The sequence below is a fragment of the Rhizohabitans arisaemae genome, from assembly GCF_025996515.1.
GTDB classification, from domain to species: domain Bacteria; phylum Actinomycetota; class Actinomycetes; order Streptosporangiales; family Streptosporangiaceae; genus Rhizohabitans; species Rhizohabitans arisaemae.
In genome coordinates, this window is record NZ_BLRH01000034.1 from 692,040 (window position 1) to 709,596 (window position 17,557).

The window sequence follows — 17,557 nt, forward strand, 5'->3', positions numbered from 1 at the left end:
CGACGGAGGGGCTTGGACACTGACGATCGTTTGCTGAAAGGTCCGGCCGACCGGAAGACGGGCACTCAGACGAGCCTCGGCGCCCGGGCGGCGAGGTCGGGGAGGAACGTGCCGGTCGAGGCCGGTTACTTATCCGAGTAGCACCCGGCTGTGGTGGGTGGGGTCGAGCAGCCGAGGAAGACGGCGGATTGCCGGGTCGGGTTGGCGTAGGCGTGGGGCACGGAGGAGTCGAAGGAGATGGAGTCGCCGGTCCCCACCCGGTAGCCGTGTCCGTCCAGGTAAACGATCAGCTCTCCTTCGATGACGAGGAAGACCTCCTCACCGATGTGCGCCATGGGCGTTTCCTCGGTCGAGAACTGCGGCGGCACCGTCGTCCAGACGAGGCCCAGCTTCCGGTTCGTCACCGGCGTGAGCAACTCCTGCTGCAGACCGTGTCCGTCGTCGTCCCCGTTCGCGGCCATCACGAGGTTCCTGCGCTCGTGCCGCCGTACGATGATCCGCTCGGACTCATACTCGTTGGCGCCTTGGAAGAAGGCCACAATGGGAAGGCCGAGCGCCCGGGACAATCTCATCAATGTATTGAAGGACGGGTTGCCGATTCCCCGCTCCAGCTGACTGATGAGGCCCGCGCTCACCCCCGCCACATCGGCGAGCTCCTCAACGGTCATGCGGCCTTCCCGGCTGCTGCGGAGTATCCGGCCCAGATGAGCGACCCGCGCTTCGCTGTCGGGTAGAGCTCCCCGTGTTCCCATACGCTGACCGCTCCTTCGCGTCTATCCTTCTTCATTATATACATGCTACGTTCTCTCTTGTGAAGAACGGTGGTGCTGGAAGGGGCTTGTGTGAAGGCTGAATCGGGGAGCCGGGACCTGCGGGCGGGGATTCTCACGGCGGACCTATCGCCCGTCCTTATCCGCCTGCTGGCGCAATCCCGCGTCGACTTCGTCGTCCTGGACGCGGAACAGACCGGTATTCTCCCACGTGACTGCGCGGACGTGGTCCAGCGCCTCCTGTATTCGTCCGTCCACGTGGCCGTACGCGTCCCAGACCTCGACGAACGCACCCTCGTGGAGTTCGCCAACACGGGGGCGCACGAGCTGGTGCTCCCGCGCGTACGCAGCCCGCACGAGGTGGAGGACGCGCACCGGGCGACCCGGTACCCACCGTCCGGCAGACGATCGAAGCAGGTCTCATACGCCTCCTCCCTCGGGACGGACTACAGCCTGGTGCCCCGGCTGAGCGTGCTCTTCGAGACGGTTGAGGCTATCGACAACGTGGCGGAGTTCGCAGCGTCGAAATTCGTCGAGGGGATGTGGGTCGGCCCCAACGACCTCGCGATGGACCTGGAGGCCCACGGCCGGGGCGGCCGGGAGAACCTCGAGGCGGCCATCGACCGCACCGTCGCGGTGATGGCCGAGGCGGGGCACTCGATCGGTTTGCCGGCCTCGTCCGTCGACGGCCTCCAGGACGCCTTCGCCCGAGGCGCCGACCGCTGCGCCGTCTACTGGGAGCGCCAGCTCGGCGCGCTGGTCGGACAGGTGGGCGGAGCGGCCGCGTACTTTCAGAGTTCGAGAGAGGAAATCGCATCGTGAAGCAGGACATCGACCAGGGGACGGCCGCGCGGTCCGCGCTGCGCCTGGGAGCGGTGGGAGACATCCTCGTCGACCGGGACGAACCCCACACCGCCTTCGCCCGCAGCACCGCGGTGCTGGACGACGTCGACGTCCTCTTCGGCAACTGTGAAGCCGTCTACGCCGACGGCGTGCACCCCGCGCCCAGTGCGAGCATCCCGGTCCTCGGGAAGCCCGAACACGGCCGCGACCTCGGGAAAGCCGGCTTCGACGTCATGTCGCTGGCCAACAACCACACCGTGGACGGCGGGTACGAGGGCCTGCGCCAGACGCTGCGGCTCCTGCACGACCAGGACATCGTGACCTGCGGCGGCGGCGAGAACCGGGCCCAGGCCGTCGCCCCGGCCGTGATCGAGCGCAACGGGTGGCGCATCGCCTTCCTCGCCTACACCTGCGTCTACCCCGCCGGTTACGAGGCGGGCACGGACACGCCCGGCCTGGCCGTTCTGCGCACCCACGACATCTACGTCCGGTCCGAGATGGACGCCTTCCAGTCCGGCGGGGCGCCGGAGCGGCTCACCGTGCTGGACCCGCGGGACCTGCGTACCCTCCGATCCCACATCGCCGACGCCCGCCGGACGGCCGACGTCGTCGTGGTGAGCGTGCACGCGGGTGACGGCAGCCGGCCCGCGGTGGTCCTCGACTACGAGCGCGACATCGCGCGCGCCGCGATCGACGCGGGCGCCGACGCGTACCTGGGCCACCATCACCACATGCTCCGGGGCGCCGAGTACTACCGGGGCAAGCCGGTGTTCTACGGGCTGGGCCACTTCGTGTTCGACGTGCCGGACTTCGAGAGCCAGGTGCCCCCGAGCATCCTGGCCCGGATGGCCGAGCACGCCGGCGAGTACGGCTACGGGTATCGCGACGACGGCTATCCGCTGCTGCCCATGCACCCGGAGGCGAGGATGACCGTGTTCGCCGTGTGCGACTTCGATCCGGACGGGACCGTGCACGCCGGCGTGGTCGCGACGAGGCTCAACCCCGAGGGTCAGCCCGTGCCGCTCGACCCGGCCGGGGAGGACGGCGCGGTGGTCCTCGGCTATCTCCGCGACATCACCGGGCGTGCCGAGCTGTCCGCGGACTGGCGCGTGGGAGACCGCACAGTGGGCGGCTACCGCGTCATCGACCTCGTCGAATCCGTCTCATGAGCGGCAACGGCCCGGCCGGCGGCAGCGCCCTGGCCGACTCGGGCAGCCGGGCGTTCGACCTGCCCCAGCTCTCGCGAGTGCTGTACGGCCCCAAGGCGCTGTCACAGGTCTCCTTGGAAGTGGAACGTTCCAGCTGCCGTCGGGTGCTGCTGGTGACGAATCCCGCCACGTACCGGCGCACCGACGTGCCGGAGCGCCTGCGGGACATCCTCGGGAGCGCGCTCGTCGGCGTGTTCCCCGAGGCGGGCGCGCACGTGCCGCTCGCCACCGTGGAGGCGGCGACGGCGATGGCCAAGGAGCGGGGCGCCGACCTCGTCGTGAGCGTCGGCGGCGGCAGCGCCGTGGACTGCGCGAAGGCGGTCGCCCTGTGCGCGCCGCAGGAGACCTCGGCCTCGGCCGCCCTCGCCCGCCACGAGGTACACGGGGGAGACGCCGCCGGTCACCGGCCGCTGCCGCACATCGCCGTCCCCACCACGCTCTCCGCCGCCGAGTACACGCCCACGTTCACGGTGACCATGCCGGACGGCGCCAAGGTGATGTACCACCACCCGGACATCACCTCCCGGACGGTCGTCCTGGACTCGTCGGTGGCCCGGAACACCCCGGCCTGGCTCTGGAGCGCCACCGGGGCACGGGCCGTCGACCACTGCGTCGAGTGGTTCCTGTCCCGGGCGCACATGCCGTTCACCGACGCCCTGGTCGTCCGGGCGCTGGAGATGCTGTGGCGGAGCCTGCCCGCGGTGGCGGAGAACCCCGACGACCTCGACGCCCGGCAGGAAGGCCAGCTCGCGGCCTGGATGAGCGTGTTCGGCTCCACCAACGTCCTCGGCGGCCTCTCCCACGCGATCGGCCACCAGCTCGGCAGCCACACGGGGATGCTGCACGGTCATACGACCTGCGTGATCCTCCCCCACGTGCTCGAGTTCAACGCGCCCGCGGCGCAAGACCGGCTGGCGCGGCTCGCCGAGGTGGTCGGGGTGCGGGACGGCGACGGCGCGCACACCGCGCAGGCCTTCGTCGAAGGACTCCGGGGCCTGTTCCGGCGCCTCGGCCTGCCCTCGACCATCTCCGAGGCCACGGACTCGGCCGTCGACGTCGCCTCCATCGGCGACGCGGTGATGACCGAGATCGCGATCGCCAACAATCCGCGTGAGGTGACCCGTGACGACGTCCAAGCCATCCTCGAAAAGGCCCTCGGGGCCTGAGCGCCCGCCCGCCCCGCTGGTCCTCGCCGATGTGGGGGCCGCGTGGGTGGGGCCCGCCGGCGCCCGCGGTCTCGTCCACGGCGTCGACGTCGTCGTGGAGGACGGTCGCGTACGGGCCGTCGGGCCGGCGGCCCCGCGCCCCGGCGGGGCCCGTGTCCTGGACGCCTCACGGTGGATCGTCCTGCCGGGCATGGTGAACGCGCACCATCACCTCAACCAGCAGCTGACCAGGACACTCGTGCCCGCAGGGAGCATCGACGACTGGCTCGCCGCGGCCTACCCCCGGTGGTCGCTGGTGGACGCGAGGACGGCGTGGGCGGGTGCCCGCGCCGGTCTGGCCGAGCTGGTGCTCACCGGTGTGACGACGGTCGGAGACCTCAGTTACTACTTCCCCCGCGGGCACGCCGACGTGTTCGACGCCCAGGTGGAGGCGGCGGCCGAGATCGGGTGCCGCATGGTCGCGGCCCGGGGCGGGCTCCGGGACGCCGGACCGGCGGTACGGCGCCGGGTGGGCGACCTGGTGGACGCCACGATCGAGTCCCCCGACTTCCTCCTCGCCGAGCTGGATCGGGTTTTCCGGGGGTACCACGACCCCGCCGACGACGCCATGGTCAAGGTGGCCGTGGGTCTCACCGAGCCGCTCTGGGACGAACCGGATCTCATGCGCGAGCTCTCCGCCTTCGCGCGGTCCCGGGATCTCCGGATGCACACGCACCTGCACCCCCGGCCCTCGGACCACGAGGCCACCGGGGGTGACGTGGTGGCACGCCTGTCCGAACTCGGATGGTGGGGGCCCGACGTCTGGGTCGCGCACGGCACCCGGCTGGACGCCCGGGAGCGGGCGGCGATGGCGGCCGACGGCGTCGCCCTCGCGACGTGCCCCTCCTCGAACGCGCGTCTCGCCACGCCGATCGCGCCCGCCTGGGCGTTGCACCGTGAAGGGGGCGTCGTCGCACTGGGCGTCGACGGCGCGGCGTCCAACGACGGCGGCGACTTCCTGCTCGAATGCCGCCTCGCCTGGCAGGTGCAGCGCATCGCGGGCGGCCCGGCGGCTAGCGGCCTGCTGCCCGAGGTCGTTCTCGACTGGGCGACCGCCGGTGGTGCGCGGGCACTGGGCTGGCCGGGCCTGGGAGAGCTTCGCCCCGGGGGCCTGGCCGACCTCGCGTGCTTCGACGTGTCGGGCCTGGACTTCGCCGGTGTCACGGATCTGCTCGCCGGCCTCGTGCTGTGCGGAATCAGCCATCGCGCCGAGACCGTGATCGTGGGAGGCCGGGTCGTCGTCGAGGACCGGCACCTGGTGTCCGCCGACGAGGACGAGATCGCGCGCACCGCGCACCGCCACGCCAAGGCGCTGCGGGACGGTGCGCGCGAAGCCGGTCTGTGACCGCCGCCGCTACTCGCGGGGAAGGAGCTGCTTGATCTCGCGGAACGTGTCGCTCACCAGATCGCCGTTGACCGCGATGTCGATGAGGGTGGGGCCTTCCCCGGACAGGAACTCGGGAATCCGGGCCAGTCCGGCGACATCGACGACGTGCAGGGCGCGTACGCCCATGGCCCGTGCCATCTCGGCGAACGCCGGCGAGGGGTAGTTGGACTCGTCGACCGGGAGGCCCTCGGCCGCCAGGGTGTGCCGCTCGATGCCGAAGCCCGCGTCGTTCAGCACCACCACGGAGAGCGGCGCACGGGTCCGTACGGCGGTCTCCAGTTCGTGGATGCTCATCGCGGCCGCCCCGTCGCCCATCACCGCCACGACCCTGCGGCCGTTCAGCCCGACGGCGGCGCCGAGCGCCAGGGGCAGGCTCTGCGCGATCGAGCCGAAGGAGAACCCGTGGGTGAACGACCGGGGCACCCGCGGGCCGATCAGCTGCGCGGCCCAGATGCAGACGTGACCGCCGTCGACGACGACCGCGGCGTCGGCCGGGAGCGCCTCGTCGACCGCCGCGCAGGCCCGCCGGGGGTCCACCGTGCCCACGCCGTCGTCGAAGACGACGACGGGGGAGTCCGCCGACGGCTCGCCCGGCCAGTACTTCCTCGGCTCGGCGGGCGCACAGGCCGCTCTGAGCTGCCGGGCGGTCACCGCACCGTCGCCCAGTACGGCCAGCCGCGGCCGTACGAACCGTCCGAGGGCCTCCACGCGGGTGTCCACGTGGATCAGCACCGCGTCGTCGCGGAAGTCGGCCTTGGTCGTGGTCCAGTCGTTGAGCTGTGCACCGAACGCGACGACGCAGTCGGCGGCGGCCAGCGCGGCGGTCGCCCGCGTGTCGCCGAGGCCGCCCGTCACGCCCAGGTACCTGGGGTGGCCCGCGAAGTTCCCCTTGCCCAGCAGCGAGGTGACGATCGGCGCGTCCAGGTGCTCCGCGAGTGCGACGATCTCGGCGATCGCCTCGTCGCCCGAGGCCCCGCGACCGGCCAGCAGGACAGGCTGCGAGGCTTCGGCGAGGAACCCGGCCACGGTCTCGACGGCGGCCGGGTCGGCGGCCATCGGCCGCGGGTCCGGCCGTCCCGGCGTCCGGGCCCCGGCGCAGTCACCCAGTTGCACGTCGGTCGGGGCGTGCAGCACGACCGTCCGCTCGGTGGCGCAGAGGCGCAGCGCCTCCGCGACGTCCAGGCCGGCGCGCTCGCTGGTGGTGAGGGCGACGACCCGGGCCCCCAGCACCTGGCAGAAGGCCACCTGGTCGAGCCGTTGCAGGTTGTGGACGTCGCCTGCCGCCAGCCCGCCCGCGATGAGCAGGACCTTGGAACCGTGGGCGGCGGCCGTGGCGAGCGAGGTGGCGGTGTTCGTCAGCCCCGGGCCGTGCGTCACGGTGGCCACGCCGAGGCGCCCGGTGAGCCGGGAGTAGCCGTCGGCCATCGCGACCGCGCCCTGCTCATGGCGCGCGTGGACGATGCGGATCGCGTGCTTGCTCGACAGCTCGGCCAGGAGGTGCAGGTTGCCGTCTCCCATGACGGCGAACACGGTGTCCACCCCCTCCTCCGCGAGCGCGGCGGCGAGGAGTTCGAAGCCGCGCATCACCGGACCACCACCCGCGAGGTCGGCCTCGTCGCGGAGATCCCCGCGTCCGGCCGTACACCGTCCGGCGGCGTCACGCCGCTCCCGTGGGTCGGGGGCAGGTCAAGCATGCTTATCCCTTTCTGTGTTGACCGGGCCACGGCGGGCTCCGCCGCACCACGCCGGGTGCGGCCTTCACCGCGGTGTGTCCGGGGGTGGCCGGGAACGACGGGTCCGTCATGCGAGATCACCCGGCCTCGTCACTCCTCTTAGCGGAAACGCCCCCGAACGGTCGACCGATACCTCTTCATCAGAATGAACGCAACCCCACTATATGGATGTCTTCACTGTCAAGACCCCTCGCCAAGTTTCCCAATGTGGCCAACATCTGGACATATCATCCTAAAGACTACAAAATGGGATTATTTGGACATGTGCTGTCGGGCTCACAGGGGTGCCGCGACCCCGGCACAGAGAAGAGGACAGGCCGGCGAAGGCCCCGGGAGACGGACGCCGGCTCCGAAGTCTCACGGCCGGGCGAAGAGGGACGCCAACCGGCCGACTTCCCGGAGGACCGGGGAGCTGTGACGGCTTCGGCGGGAGACCGCCGGAGAATCCACCCGAAGGAGGTGCCGAAGGAGCCATGACCTCCGGCACGAGGAAATGAAGAGGACGAGCCGAGCCCCGGCCATCACTTCACCCTCTTACCCGGGGGCGATCCAGTGGTGCCGACCCCCGGCCGCCCATGACCCCCGATCCGTCCGGTGATACCGGCCACGGGGATCACGGCGTCGCCACCCCGTCACCGAAGGACCTGGTGATGTATGCCCAGATGGCACTTCCTGCCCGATGATCTCATTCTGGGGCTTTCGTGGCTAAGTGTTCATGTGTCCGCCGCATTGGGGGAACTTGGTGGAGGGTCTTGACAGTGACTGCATTCATATAGTGGGGTGGCGTTCATTCTGATGAAGAGGCAGCGGCCGACCGTGCGGGGTCGTCGTTTCCGCAGGGAGGAGTGACGATGCTGGGTGATCTTGCATGACAAACCCGTCGTTCCCAGCGACCTCCAGACACGCCGCCGTGAAGCTCGCACCCGGTGTGGTGCGGCGGAGCGCGGAGTTTCTGGGGAAGGCCGCGGGCACGGTCATCGGCTGCGCCATATTGGCGGGGCTGATTCTGGCGGGGTTGTTCGCCCCATTGCCGTTCGACCCGGTGGCACCCGACCCGATGTCCATCCTCCAGGCGCCCAGTGCCACGCACATCATGGGCACGGACGGCTCGGGGTTCGACGTCTTCTCCCGGGTGATCGATTCGGCGCAGCGGGACATCCCGCTGGCTTTGGGCGGGGTCCTGGTGTCGATCCTCATCGGTGTACCGCTCGGACTGCTGGCGGGAGGCCGGGCCCGATGGACCGAGGGCCTCATGCGGGCGGTCGAGGTGTTTCAGGCGTTTCCGCTCATCGTCCTGGCGATCGTCATCGTCAAGGTGAGCGGCAACCGGCCGGAGAACGTGATCCTCGCCCTGGCCATCGTTAACGTTCCCCGCTTCATCCGCCTGGTCCGCGGCGAGGTCCTGAGCATCCGGGAGAGCCGGTTCGTCGAGGCGGCCGCCGCAACCGGCTGTTCACCCGCGCGTGTCACCTTCCGGCACATTCTGCCGAACGTACCGGGGATCATCCTGGTGCAGAGCTCGCTGGCTGCGGCGAACGGCATGATCGTCGTGGCGACCCTGAACTTCATCGGGCTGGGCGCCGACCCGCCGACGGCCGCCTGGGGGGCGATGATCCAGGACGGAAGCCAGTACATCCCGCAGGGTGCGTGGTGGGTGGCCGTGTTCCCCGGTCTGGCGATCTTCGTCACCGTGATCGCCTTCAACCTCATCGCGGACAACATTGAGAAGATCTTGAGAGTGGGTCGCCGGTGAAGGCCTCGGGCGAACTCAAAGTGGAAGACCTCCGTGTGTCGTTCCAGACGGCACAGGGCACGGTGCGCGCCGTCAACGGCGTCGGCTTCGTCGTCAAGCCGGGGGACGTCCTCGGCGTCGTCGGGGAGTCGGGGTGCGGCAAGTCGGCGACCCTGCGCGCGATCGCGGGGCTGACGCAGCCGCCCGGGCACATCGACGGCGGCCGGGTGGAGTTCGACGGCCGGGAGCTCACCGGGCTCGGGCGCGGCGGGCTGCGGCGCATCCTCGGCAACGAGATCGGCTTCATCAGTCAGAGCCCCTTCGGCGCCCTCAACCCCATCCTGTCCATCGAGCGGCAGTTCCGGAACGTCATCAAAGCGCATCGGCGCGCGTCCGCACGCGAGTGCCGCGAGATCGCCCTGAAGGCGCTGCGCGACGTCGGGATCGCCGGACCCGAGCGGGTCCTCGACGGCTACGCCCACCAGCTGAGCGGCGGGATGGCCCAGCGTGTCGTGATCGCCATGGCCACGGTCCACAATCCGCAGCTGATCCTCGCGGACGAGCCCACCACGGCGCTGGACGTCACCGTTCAGCGGCAGATCCTCGATCTGATCACCGGGCTGATCGCCGAAAGCAACCGGTCGATGCTCATCGTCACCCACGACCTCGGCGTCGTGGCCCAGTACTGCACCCGCGTGCTGGTGATGTACGCCGGCCAGGCCGTCGAGGAGGGCACGGTCGACCAGGTGTTCCGCACGCCGCAGCACCCTTACACCCAGGCCCTGCTCGCCGCCGTGCCCAAGGTGGGCGGCGAGATCCGGGGATTGCAGGGAGGGTTGCCGGACCTGATCAACTACCCCAGCGGCTGCCCGTACGCCGACCGGTGTCCCAAGGCCACCGAGGTCTGCGTGGAGACCCGGCCCCCGATGGTCCGGGCCGGACAGGGAAGAAGAACCGCGTGTCATCACGCTGCCGGGGAGGTGGCCGGCTATGCCGCTGCTCGAAGTTGAAAACGTGGTGAAGACGTTCCGCCGCGGCGGCGGTCCGGCGGTCCGCGCCGTGGACGACGTCAGCTTCTCCATCGAAGCCGGCCAGACCATGACGCTGATCGGCGAGAGCGGATCGGGCAAGTCCACCGTGGCGCGCATCGTCCTGGGCCTGGAGCGGCCCGACTCCGGCCGCGTCGTCTTCGACGGCCAGGATCTCACCGCGATGTCGCCGCGGGATCTGCGTGCCAAGCGCTCCACCCTCACCGCGGTGTTCCAGGAGCCCTACGAGTCCCTCAACCCCCGGATGAAGGTCGAGTCGATCGTCGGCGAGCCGTTGAAGCTCTTCGACCGCACCCTGTCCAAGGCCGCCCGGCGCGACCGGGTGGTCGCGTCCCTGGAGGAGGTCGGCCTCGGGGCCGGGATCCTGCGCCGCTACCCCGGTGACCTCAGCGGCGGCCAGCAGCAGCGGCTCGGCATCGCGCGCGCGCTGATCCTCAGCCCGCGGCTGATCGTCCTGGACGAGCCGACGTCCTCGCTCGACCTGACGGTCCGGGCGACGATCCTGACCCTGCTCAAGGAGCTGCAGCTCCGCCACTCCCTCACCTACCTGTTCATCTCCCACGACATCGCCACGGTGCGCTACTTCAGCACCAACACGGGCGTGATGTATCTGGGCCGCTTCGTGGAGCGCGGGCCGACCGAGGAGATCATCGACGATCCCCGTCACCCCTACAGCGTCGCCCTGCTGTCCTCGACCCTGTCGACCGATCCCGGCGAGATGAAACCCGCCCGGCCGCTGACGGGCGACGCGCCCAGCCCCACCACGCGCTTCCCGGGCTGCCCGCTCGTCGGCCGCTGCCCGGTGCAGGTCGACGAGTGCGCCACCCGTCCGGTGCCGATGACATCCATCACGCCCACCCGCTCGGCCGCCTGCATCCGGGTCCGGCCGGGCACCGCCGGGCCCGAACGGAACGAGGCCCCCTCGTGAGGTCCACGCTCACCTACGCGCTCAAACGGCTCCTGCTGGTGCCGTTCATGCTGTTCCTGATCGCGACGCTGTCGTTCCTGCTGCTCGCGTTGATCCCCGGCGACCCCGCCGTACTGATCGTCGGCGAGTTCGCCGACCAGGAGACGCTGGCCCGGGTACGCGCCGACCTCGGGCTGGACCGGCCGTTCTGGGAGCAGTACCTCACCTACCTGGCCGCGGTCGCCCAAGCCGACCTCGGCCAGTCCTACCTCACCGGGACCCCGGTGATGGAGGAGATCGGGCAACGCCTCCCCAACAGCCTGGTGATCATCATCCCGTCGCTGCTGATGGCCGTCGTGGTCGGGACGGTCGTGGGGACCGCAGGCGGCTACTTCCGGCGCGGCCCGGTGGGCAAGGTCACCTCGGTCCTGATCTCGGCGGCCCAGGGTGTGCCGCCGTTCTTCCTGGCGATCGTGCTCATCTACCTGCTGGTTTTCACCATCCGGATGTTCCCCGTCCCCACCGGGATGCTGTACTCCTCGATGCGGCCTCCGCCCGAGGTGACCGGGGTGGTGCCGCTGGACGCGCTCCTGGCCGGGCAGTGGTCGGTGCTGGGGGCGATCACGGCGCACGCCATTCTCCCGGTGATCGCCACGGGGCTGTTCCTGGCGTCCTACTTCGCCAAGACGGTCCGCACGAGTGTGACCCAGGCGATGGCCACCCCGCAGGTCGAGTTCGCCCGCGCCTGCGGGCTTCCCGAGCGGCAGGTCGTCCGGTACGCCCTGCTCACCGCGCGGACCTCGGTCCTCACCTACACCGCGGTCCTGTTCGGGGTGATGCTGAGCGCCACCGCGGTCGTGGAGGTGGTGTTCTCCTGGCCGGGAATCGGCGCGTGGGCGCTGGACGGGGTCCTCAAGGGTGACCTGCCCATCATCCAGGGCTTCATCGTCGTCACCGGCGGCCTTGTCATCATCGCCTACGTGGTGCTGGACGTGTTGGTGGCCGCGCTGGACCCGCGGATCCGTCACTGACGGGCCCGCTCCGGGCACCTGTGGCCCGTTGACTGGCAACAATTTCATTATATAGTTTTAGTAATCATTAAGTTGAAGGGAGCCGGTCTATGGATGTCCGTGCTCGGTCCGGGCGTGCGCGTCGCGCGGGAGTTGCGGCGGTGGCGCTCGGGGTTCTCCTCGGCGGCTGCAGCCTGCAGGAACCTGCCGGCGACGGCTCCCCTCAGGGAGACGCCGAGAAAGTCTTCGTCTACGCGGCGCCCGGTGTGCCGGCCCACCTGGACCAGTTCCCCTGGGGTGGGCAGCCGAGCAAGCTCGTGTACGGGGTGATCGACTCGACCCTGGTCCGCTACGAGGGCAAGTGCGATGTCCTGGGGCAGAACGACGACCTCACGCCGTCGCTCGCCGCGTCCTGGGAGCGCGCGGAGGACGGCAAGAGCGTGGTCTTCAAGCTCGCCGACGCCGTCAGCCCGGCCGGCAACAAGCTCACCGCCGAAGACGTGAAGTGGAGCGTCGAGCGCCAGCTCGAACGCGAGCCCTTCATCGCCACCGCCCTCGGGTTCATCGGCCGGTTCGACGTCAAGAAGCTCGTCGAGGTCGTGGACGAGAAGACGGTGAAGATCAACGCCCTCGAGGCGTCCTCGTTCGACGTGATGCAGTTCGCCAGCACCCTCCTGACGATCCACGACAGCAAGACCGCCAAGACGCACGCCACCCCGGACGACCCGTGGGCGACCAAGTGGCTGGCGAAGAACACCGCCAACTTCGGCCCGTGGCAGGCCGAGCGCTTCGAGCCCTCCAGCGAGGTCGTCTTCACGGCGAACCCCAACTACAAGGGCAAGCGCGGCAACATCGACCGGGTCATCGTCCGGGCGGTTCCGGATTCGGCGACCCGCATGCAGCTCGTCCGCTCGGGCGACGCGAGCTGGGCCGACTCCCTGACCTTCGCCGAGTACGCGCAGCTGCAGAGCGCCCCGGGCGTCAAGGTCGAGGACTGCGTCGCCGCCGACCGCGACGACATCCTGCTCCAGCAGAAGAACAAGATCTTCTCGGACCCGCAGGTCAGGCAGGCACTGGCCATGGCCATCGACCGCGACCGCATCGTCAAGTCGATCTACCGCGGGTTCGGCGAGCCGGCGAAGTCCGGCGTCCCGCAGTACTACAAGTTCCCCGAGCCCCGCAAGGTGTACGAGTACGACCCCGAGGGCGCCCGCGCACTGCTCGCCAAGGCCGGTCACCCCAACGGTTTCTCCTTCACCGCGCTCTACAGCGAGTCCCGGCCCGGCCCGCACGTCAAGGACGTCGCGGTCCAGGTCCAGGCGGACCTCAAGCAGGTCGGCATCGACATGAAGCTCCAGCGCGTGCCGGGCGCGGCCGAGTTCTTCCAGCTCGTCCGGGAGCACCGCTACGACGCCGTGTTCTACAGCGACTCGACCTTCGTCGGCGACGCCTCGTACGGGGCCGCCGCCTTCACCCTCTCCACGTCCAACATCAACACCTTCGGGTACAAGAACCCCAAGTACGACGAGCTGGTGTTCGCGGCCAGGGCCGCGGAGGGTGAGAAGCGCGACAACTACATCCGGGACATCGCCGAGCTGGGGGTCACCGACACACCCATCGCCTACCTCGTCGACAGCGCCAACGTGCAGGCGCACCGGGACAACATCACCGGCTTCACCAACAGCCCCATGCGCACGGTGAACCCCTCGCAGATGACCATGGGGTGAGGGTGAGCCAGGCACAGGCTCCTCAGACGGAGCGAATCGATCCGAGGTCGTCCGCCCTCATCGTGGTGGACATGCAGAACGGGTTCTGTCATCCCGACGGAACGGTGGCCCAGGCCGGTCCGGTGGACGCGCATCGCGCGGTGATCGCGCCCGTGGCGCGGCTGGCGCAGGCCTGCCACGAGGCCGGGATCCCGGTCTTCTGGTCCCTGCAGGAGCACTTCGAGGGTGACGTCTCGATCGACAGGTCACGTCTGGACAACCCGCAGGCGCGGCTGCCTCAGCCGCCGTGCCTGCGGGGCACCTGGGACGCCGAGCTCGTCGACGAGCTACGTGACCTGGCACACGGCGACGTACACATCGTCAAACACCGGGCCAGCGCCTTCTACGGCACCGGGCTGGAGGTCGAGCTCCGGATGCGCGGTGTCCGCACCGTGGTGGTGACCGGAGTCAGCACCAGCTACTGCGTGGACGCGACGATCAGGGACGCGTACGCACGGGACCTCGGCGTGATCGTGGTGGAGGACGCGTGCGCCTCCCCGTGGCCCGACCTGCACGCAGCAACCATGAAGAACGCGGCGATCTTCCACGGGACGGTGACGAACACCGCCCACGTCCTGGGGATGATCGCTGCCGGGAAAGGACCGCAATGAACGTCAGCGTCGACGACGTGCCGGCGCAGCCGGCCGGAAAGCCCAACCAGCCGCGCTACCTGCTCCGGGACGGTGAGCTGGTGGAGTACGCGGACGCCAGGCTCCACGTGCTCAGCACGACCCTGAAGTACGGCGTCGGCGTCTTCGAGGGCTTCCGGGCGTACTGGAGCGAGGAGGAGGGCCAGCTGTACGGCTTCCGCCTCGACGCGCACATGAGGCGGCTCGTCGAATCCATGCGGGTGGTCGAGATCGACGGCCCCACCGACGTCCAGGTCCTGCACGACCAGATGGTCGAGCTGATCCGCGCCAACGAGCTGCGGCAGAACCTGCACATGCGCGCGCAGGTGTTCGTCGACTCCCCCGACGGCAAGCCGGAGGACCGGGGGCCGTCGACGACCTTCATGGCGGCGATCCCCATGGGCAACTACTTCGGCGCCAAGGGGCTCGACGTCCAGATCAGCTCCTGGACCCGGCTCAGCGACCGGTCGATGCCGCCCCGGGTGAAGTCGATCGCGAACTACCAGAACGCACGCCTGGCCCTGCTTGAGGCGAGGCGGAACGGCTACGACGCGGCACTGCTGATGACCACCGAGGGCCGGGTGTCCGAGGGTCCCGGCTACAACCTGTTCATCGTCCGCAACGGCAGGCTGACCACGCCGCCGGTCACCGAAAGCATCCTGGAGGGCGTCACCCGCGACAGCATCCTCCAGCTCGCCAAGGACGCGGGACTGGACGTGGACGTCCGCCCCATCGACCGTACGGAGCTGTACTCGGCGGAGGAGGCGTTCGTGTGCGGGAGCGCCGCGGAGGTCAACCACCTGCGCTCGGTGGACCGCATCCCGTTCGGCGACACCAACCCCGGCCCGATCACCCGGCAGCTGCAGGAGATGTTCCGGGACGCCGTCCTGGGCCGTACGAAGCACGCCTGGACGACCGAGATCTATTGATGGCCGGACCAGGCGTCGTCCAGGCCGATCCACCGGTGATCGGCCTGGACCACACACACGGGCATTTCTCCGCCGAGATCGAGCCCGGACTCGCCGTCACGCCGGGGCAGCGGTTCGTCGTACGGGCCGCGAGTCTGCTGACCAACCCGCTCTTCGGCAAGTCCGACGAGTACGAACGGATGGCCATTCCCATCACCGGGCCCATCCACGTGACGGGTGCCGTGGCCGGTGCCACCCTTCGGGTGGACATCCACCGCATCGGCCTCGCCGACCGCGGCGCCATGGTGACCATCCCCGGGAGGGGCGCCTTCGGCGGTGCCCCGCTTGGCCGGTACGGGCGCACGATGGAGATTTCCGGGGGCTTCGTCCACTTTGACGAGGACACCCGCATCCCCGTGGACCCGATGGTCGGCAAGATCGGTGTGGCCGTTCCCGGTCCCCCGCCCGTGTCGAGCACGGTGGGGACCTTCGGCGGGAACCTCGACTGCCGCGAGATCCGCGCCGGGTGTTCCGTCTTCCTCCCCGTCCAAGTCGACGGCGCGTACCTCTACGTCGGCGACCTCCATGCCGCGCAGGGCGACGGGGAGTGCTCCATGACCGCCGTCGAGGTCGAGGGAGAGGTCGAGCTCAGCTGCTCTCTGGTGCCGGAGGTGACGCTCGAACGGCCGATGCTGGTCACCCCCACGTCCCTCTTCACCATCGGCGACGGCGACGATCTCGACGCGGCCGCCCGTACCGCCCTCGACGACATGCTGGCCTTGGTGACCGGGGACCGCGGCTGGTCCCGGGAGAAGGCGGCCATGTTCCTGAGCGCCGCGGCGGACGTGGCCGTCTGCCAGATCGTGAATCCGCGTGCTTCGGCGCGCGCCGGGGTCCTCCTCGACTACCTGCGTTCCCGGCGACTCCGTGAGACCTTCCGGCCGCTGGTTCCGGTCGTGAATGAAAGGGAAGAAGATGCTTGACCTGCTGCTGACCAACGGAATCGTCGCGACGCCTTCCGGCGGCGCGCGGCTGGACGTGGGGATCAAGGACGGGACGATCGTGTCGCTGCGCGCGTCCGGTCACGGCGTCCCCGACGAGGCCACGCGCGTCATCGACTGCGCGGGCAAGCTGATCGTGCCCGGAGGCATCGACCCGCACGTCCACACCAACTCGGTGCTCCCCACGGCCGCCGAGAGCGGCATCAAGTGCTTCGGCCCGGACCGGGTGAGCGAAGGCGCCGTCTACGGCGGGACCACCACGCTCGTCGACTTCGCACACTGGAAGCCCGGCGACGAGCTGGAGCAGAGCTTCAAGCGCAAGGCCGCCGAGTGGGACGGATACTCCTACACCGACTACGCGCTGCACGGCACCTTCAACCAGCCGGAGATCCCCTTCGAGGTCCTGGACCAGATCCCGGACGCCGTCGCGAACGGGCACGGCAGCTACAAGGTGTGGATGACGGACACCACGCCCACCAGGCCGAAGCAGAAGACCGACATCGGGCACATCTGGGCCATCATGGAGCGCACGGCGGCCGCCGGCGCGATGCTCTGCGTGCACGGCGAGGACGACGACATCGTCATGTACTCGTACAAGAAGCTGCAGCGCGAGGGCAAAATCGGCCTGGAGTACATGTCCCACGCCCACAACAGCCTCTCCGAGAAGCTCTCGTTCCAGCGGGTGATCACCCTCGCCGAGCACGTCGGGGCGCCCATCTACCTCATGCACGTCAGCGCCCGCGAGGGCATCGAGGCCATCCGTGAGGCACGTGGCCGCGGGCAGGCGGTGTACGGGGAGATCCTCCCGCACTACGCGCACTTCACCGAGGAGGACTACCGGCACGAGCACGGGGCCATCTACCACACGTACCCCTCGCTGAAGTCCGCCGACGACCGTGACGCGATGTGGGAGGCGCTGGTCGCGGGCACGGTGAGCACCCTCGCCACGGACGGGGTGTGCACCGACTTCGAGGTGAAGACGCGCGGCAAGACCATCATCGACGCGACCGGCGGACACGCGGGGGTGGAGCTGCGGATGGCGGTGGCCTACACCGAGGGCGTCCACCGCCGGGGCCTGGACCTGTCCCGGTTCGTGGACCTCACGTCCACCAACGCCGCCAAGATCCTCGGGCTGTACCCGCGCAAGGGTGTCATCGCCGTGGGCAGCGACGCCGACCTGGCCGTACTCGACACGAACGTACGGCACAAAGTCACGGCCGCCGACCTGCACGAGGCCGACTACACCGCATGGGAGGGCTACGAGATCGCCGCACGGAACACGATGACCGTACTGCGCGGCAAGGTGATCGTGGAGGGCGGCCGGCTGACGACGGAGCCGGAAGGCCGCCTCCAGGAGCAGCGGCTGTCGAGCGACGTGGCGAGCCGCCCGGCTTGCTGACGGGGCTGAA

At 69.8% G+C, this 17,557-nt stretch carries 16 protein-coding genes; 13 read left to right on the forward strand and 3 right to left on the reverse strand.

Features of this window, described 5'->3' with window-relative positions; all coding sequences use genetic code 11:
• Nucleotides 1–125: 125 nt before the first annotated feature.
• Both RUR_RS18720 and RUR_RS18725 read right to left on the reverse strand, forming a co-directional pair.
• Nucleotides 126–668 (reverse strand): cupin domain-containing protein, encoded by a 543-nt coding sequence (locus RUR_RS18720; RefSeq protein WP_283136371.1) that lies wholly within the window; start codon nucleotides 666–668, stop codon nucleotides 126–128.
• A complete protein-coding gene (locus RUR_RS18725) occupies nucleotides 665–787 on the reverse strand; it encodes a hypothetical protein (protein ID WP_283136372.1) in 123 nt (40 codons plus the stop codon). The genes RUR_RS18720 and RUR_RS18725 overlap by 4 nt, the downstream gene beginning before the upstream one ends.
• Before the next feature lie 55 nt (nucleotides 788–842).
• On the opposite strand from RUR_RS18725, the gene RUR_RS18730 reads away from it, so the two are divergent.
• The 4 genes from RUR_RS18730 to RUR_RS18745 are packed head-to-tail and all read left to right on the forward strand — an operon-like array spanning nucleotide 843 to nucleotide 5,371.
• Entirely contained in the window at nucleotides 843–1,592 is a 750-nt protein-coding gene (locus tag RUR_RS18730) for an aldolase/citrate lyase family protein (protein ID WP_283136373.1), read from the forward strand.
• Nucleotides 1,589–2,782: a CapA family protein gene (locus tag RUR_RS18735; protein ID WP_283136374.1), complete on the forward strand. Its 1,194-nt coding sequence runs from the start codon at nucleotides 1,589–1,591 to the stop codon at nucleotides 2,780–2,782. The genes RUR_RS18730 and RUR_RS18735 overlap by 4 nt, the downstream gene beginning before the upstream one ends.
• Entirely contained in the window at nucleotides 2,779–3,987 is a 1,209-nt protein-coding gene (locus tag RUR_RS18740; RefSeq protein WP_283136375.1) for an iron-containing alcohol dehydrogenase, read from the forward strand. Before RUR_RS18735 ends, RUR_RS18740 begins: the two co-directional genes overlap by 4 nt.
• Nucleotides 3,944–5,371 carry an amidohydrolase family protein gene (locus RUR_RS18745; RefSeq protein ID WP_283136376.1) on the forward strand — a complete coding sequence of 476 codons (1,428 nt, stop codon included), beginning with the start codon at nucleotides 3,944–3,946 and terminating at the stop codon, nucleotides 5,369–5,371. The genes RUR_RS18740 and RUR_RS18745 overlap by 44 nt, the downstream gene beginning before the upstream one ends.
• 9 nt (nucleotides 5,372–5,380) lie before the next feature.
• Here the strand turns inward: RUR_RS18745 and RUR_RS18750 are convergent, their stop codons facing one another.
• On the reverse strand, nucleotides 5,381–6,997 hold the full coding sequence (locus RUR_RS18750) for a thiamine pyrophosphate-binding protein (protein ID WP_283136377.1): 1,617 nt from the start codon (nucleotides 6,995–6,997) through the stop codon (nucleotides 5,381–5,383).
• A gap of 1,059 nt (nucleotides 6,998–8,056) precedes the next feature.
• Here RUR_RS18750 and RUR_RS18755 point away from each other — a divergent pair.
• From RUR_RS18755 to RUR_RS18795, 9 genes are all read left to right on the forward strand, one after another.
• Entirely contained in the window at nucleotides 8,057–8,899 is an 843-nt protein-coding gene (locus tag RUR_RS18755; protein ID WP_283136378.1) for an ABC transporter permease, read from the forward strand.
• 35 nt (nucleotides 8,900–8,934) lie between these two features.
• Nucleotides 8,935–9,888 carry an ABC transporter ATP-binding protein gene (locus RUR_RS18760; RefSeq protein ID WP_283136379.1) on the forward strand — a complete coding sequence of 318 codons (954 nt, stop codon included), beginning with the start codon at nucleotides 8,935–8,937 and terminating at the stop codon, nucleotides 9,886–9,888.
• A complete protein-coding gene (locus RUR_RS18765; RefSeq protein WP_283136380.1) occupies nucleotides 9,869–10,855 on the forward strand; it encodes an oligopeptide/dipeptide ABC transporter ATP-binding protein in 987 nt (328 codons plus the stop codon). Before RUR_RS18760 ends, RUR_RS18765 begins: the two co-directional genes overlap by 20 nt.
• On the forward strand, nucleotides 10,852–11,865 hold the full coding sequence (locus tag RUR_RS18770; protein ID WP_283136381.1) for an ABC transporter permease: 1,014 nt from the start codon (nucleotides 10,852–10,854) through the stop codon (nucleotides 11,863–11,865). Before RUR_RS18765 ends, RUR_RS18770 begins: the two co-directional genes overlap by 4 nt.
• Nucleotides 11,866–11,954: 89 nt before the next feature.
• Entirely contained in the window at nucleotides 11,955–13,571 is a 1,617-nt protein-coding gene (locus tag RUR_RS18775) for an ABC transporter substrate-binding protein (protein ID WP_283136382.1), read from the forward strand.
• A 2-nt stretch (nucleotides 13,572–13,573) separates the two neighbouring features.
• The gene (locus RUR_RS18780) at nucleotides 13,574–14,221 is read left to right on the forward strand and encodes a cysteine hydrolase family protein (RefSeq protein ID WP_283136383.1); all 648 of its coding nucleotides are present in this window, start codon (nucleotides 13,574–13,576) and stop codon (nucleotides 14,219–14,221) included.
• Complete coding sequence (locus tag RUR_RS18785) at nucleotides 14,218–15,168, forward strand: branched-chain amino acid transaminase (RefSeq protein ID WP_283136384.1); 951 nt, start codon at nucleotides 14,218–14,220, stop codon at nucleotides 15,166–15,168. The genes RUR_RS18780 and RUR_RS18785 overlap by 4 nt, the downstream gene beginning before the upstream one ends.
• On the forward strand, nucleotides 15,168–16,130 hold the full coding sequence (locus tag RUR_RS18790; RefSeq protein WP_283136385.1) for an acetamidase/formamidase family protein: 963 nt from the start codon (nucleotides 15,168–15,170) through the stop codon (nucleotides 16,128–16,130). Before RUR_RS18785 ends, RUR_RS18790 begins: the two co-directional genes overlap by 1 nt.
• Nucleotides 16,123–17,547 (forward strand): dihydroorotase, encoded by a 1,425-nt coding sequence (locus RUR_RS18795; protein ID WP_283136386.1) that lies wholly within the window; start codon nucleotides 16,123–16,125, stop codon nucleotides 17,545–17,547. Before RUR_RS18790 ends, RUR_RS18795 begins: the two co-directional genes overlap by 8 nt.
• The last annotated feature ends 10 nt before the right edge of the window (nucleotides 17,548–17,557 follow it).

Coding starts and splice junctions, on each gene's coding strand:
- RUR_RS18720 (WP_283136371.1), bottom strand. CDS start 668: ATGACCGTTGAGGAGCTCGCCGATGTGGCGGGGGTGAGCGCGGGCCTC.
- RUR_RS18725 (WP_283136372.1), bottom strand. CDS start 787: ATGAAGAAGGATAGACGCGAAGGAGCGGTCAGCGTATGGGAACACGGG.
- RUR_RS18740 (WP_283136375.1), top strand. CDS start 2,779: ATGAGCGGCAACGGCCCGGCCGGCGGCAGCGCCCTGGCCGACTCGGGC.
- RUR_RS18750 (WP_283136377.1), bottom strand. CDS start 6,997: ATGCGCGGCTTCGAACTCCTCGCCGCCGCGCTCGCGGAGGAGGGGGTG.
- RUR_RS18765 (WP_283136380.1), top strand. CDS start 9,869: ATGCCGCTGCTCGAAGTTGAAAACGTGGTGAAGACGTTCCGCCGCGGC.
- RUR_RS18775 (WP_283136382.1), top strand. CDS start 11,955: ATGGATGTCCGTGCTCGGTCCGGGCGTGCGCGTCGCGCGGGAGTTGCG.
- RUR_RS18785 (WP_283136384.1), top strand. CDS start 14,218: ATGAACGTCAGCGTCGACGACGTGCCGGCGCAGCCGGCCGGAAAGCCC.
- RUR_RS18790 (WP_283136385.1), top strand. CDS start 15,168: ATGGCCGGACCAGGCGTCGTCCAGGCCGATCCACCGGTGATCGGCCTG.
- RUR_RS18795 (WP_283136386.1), top strand. CDS start 16,123: ATGCTTGACCTGCTGCTGACCAACGGAATCGTCGCGACGCCTTCCGGC.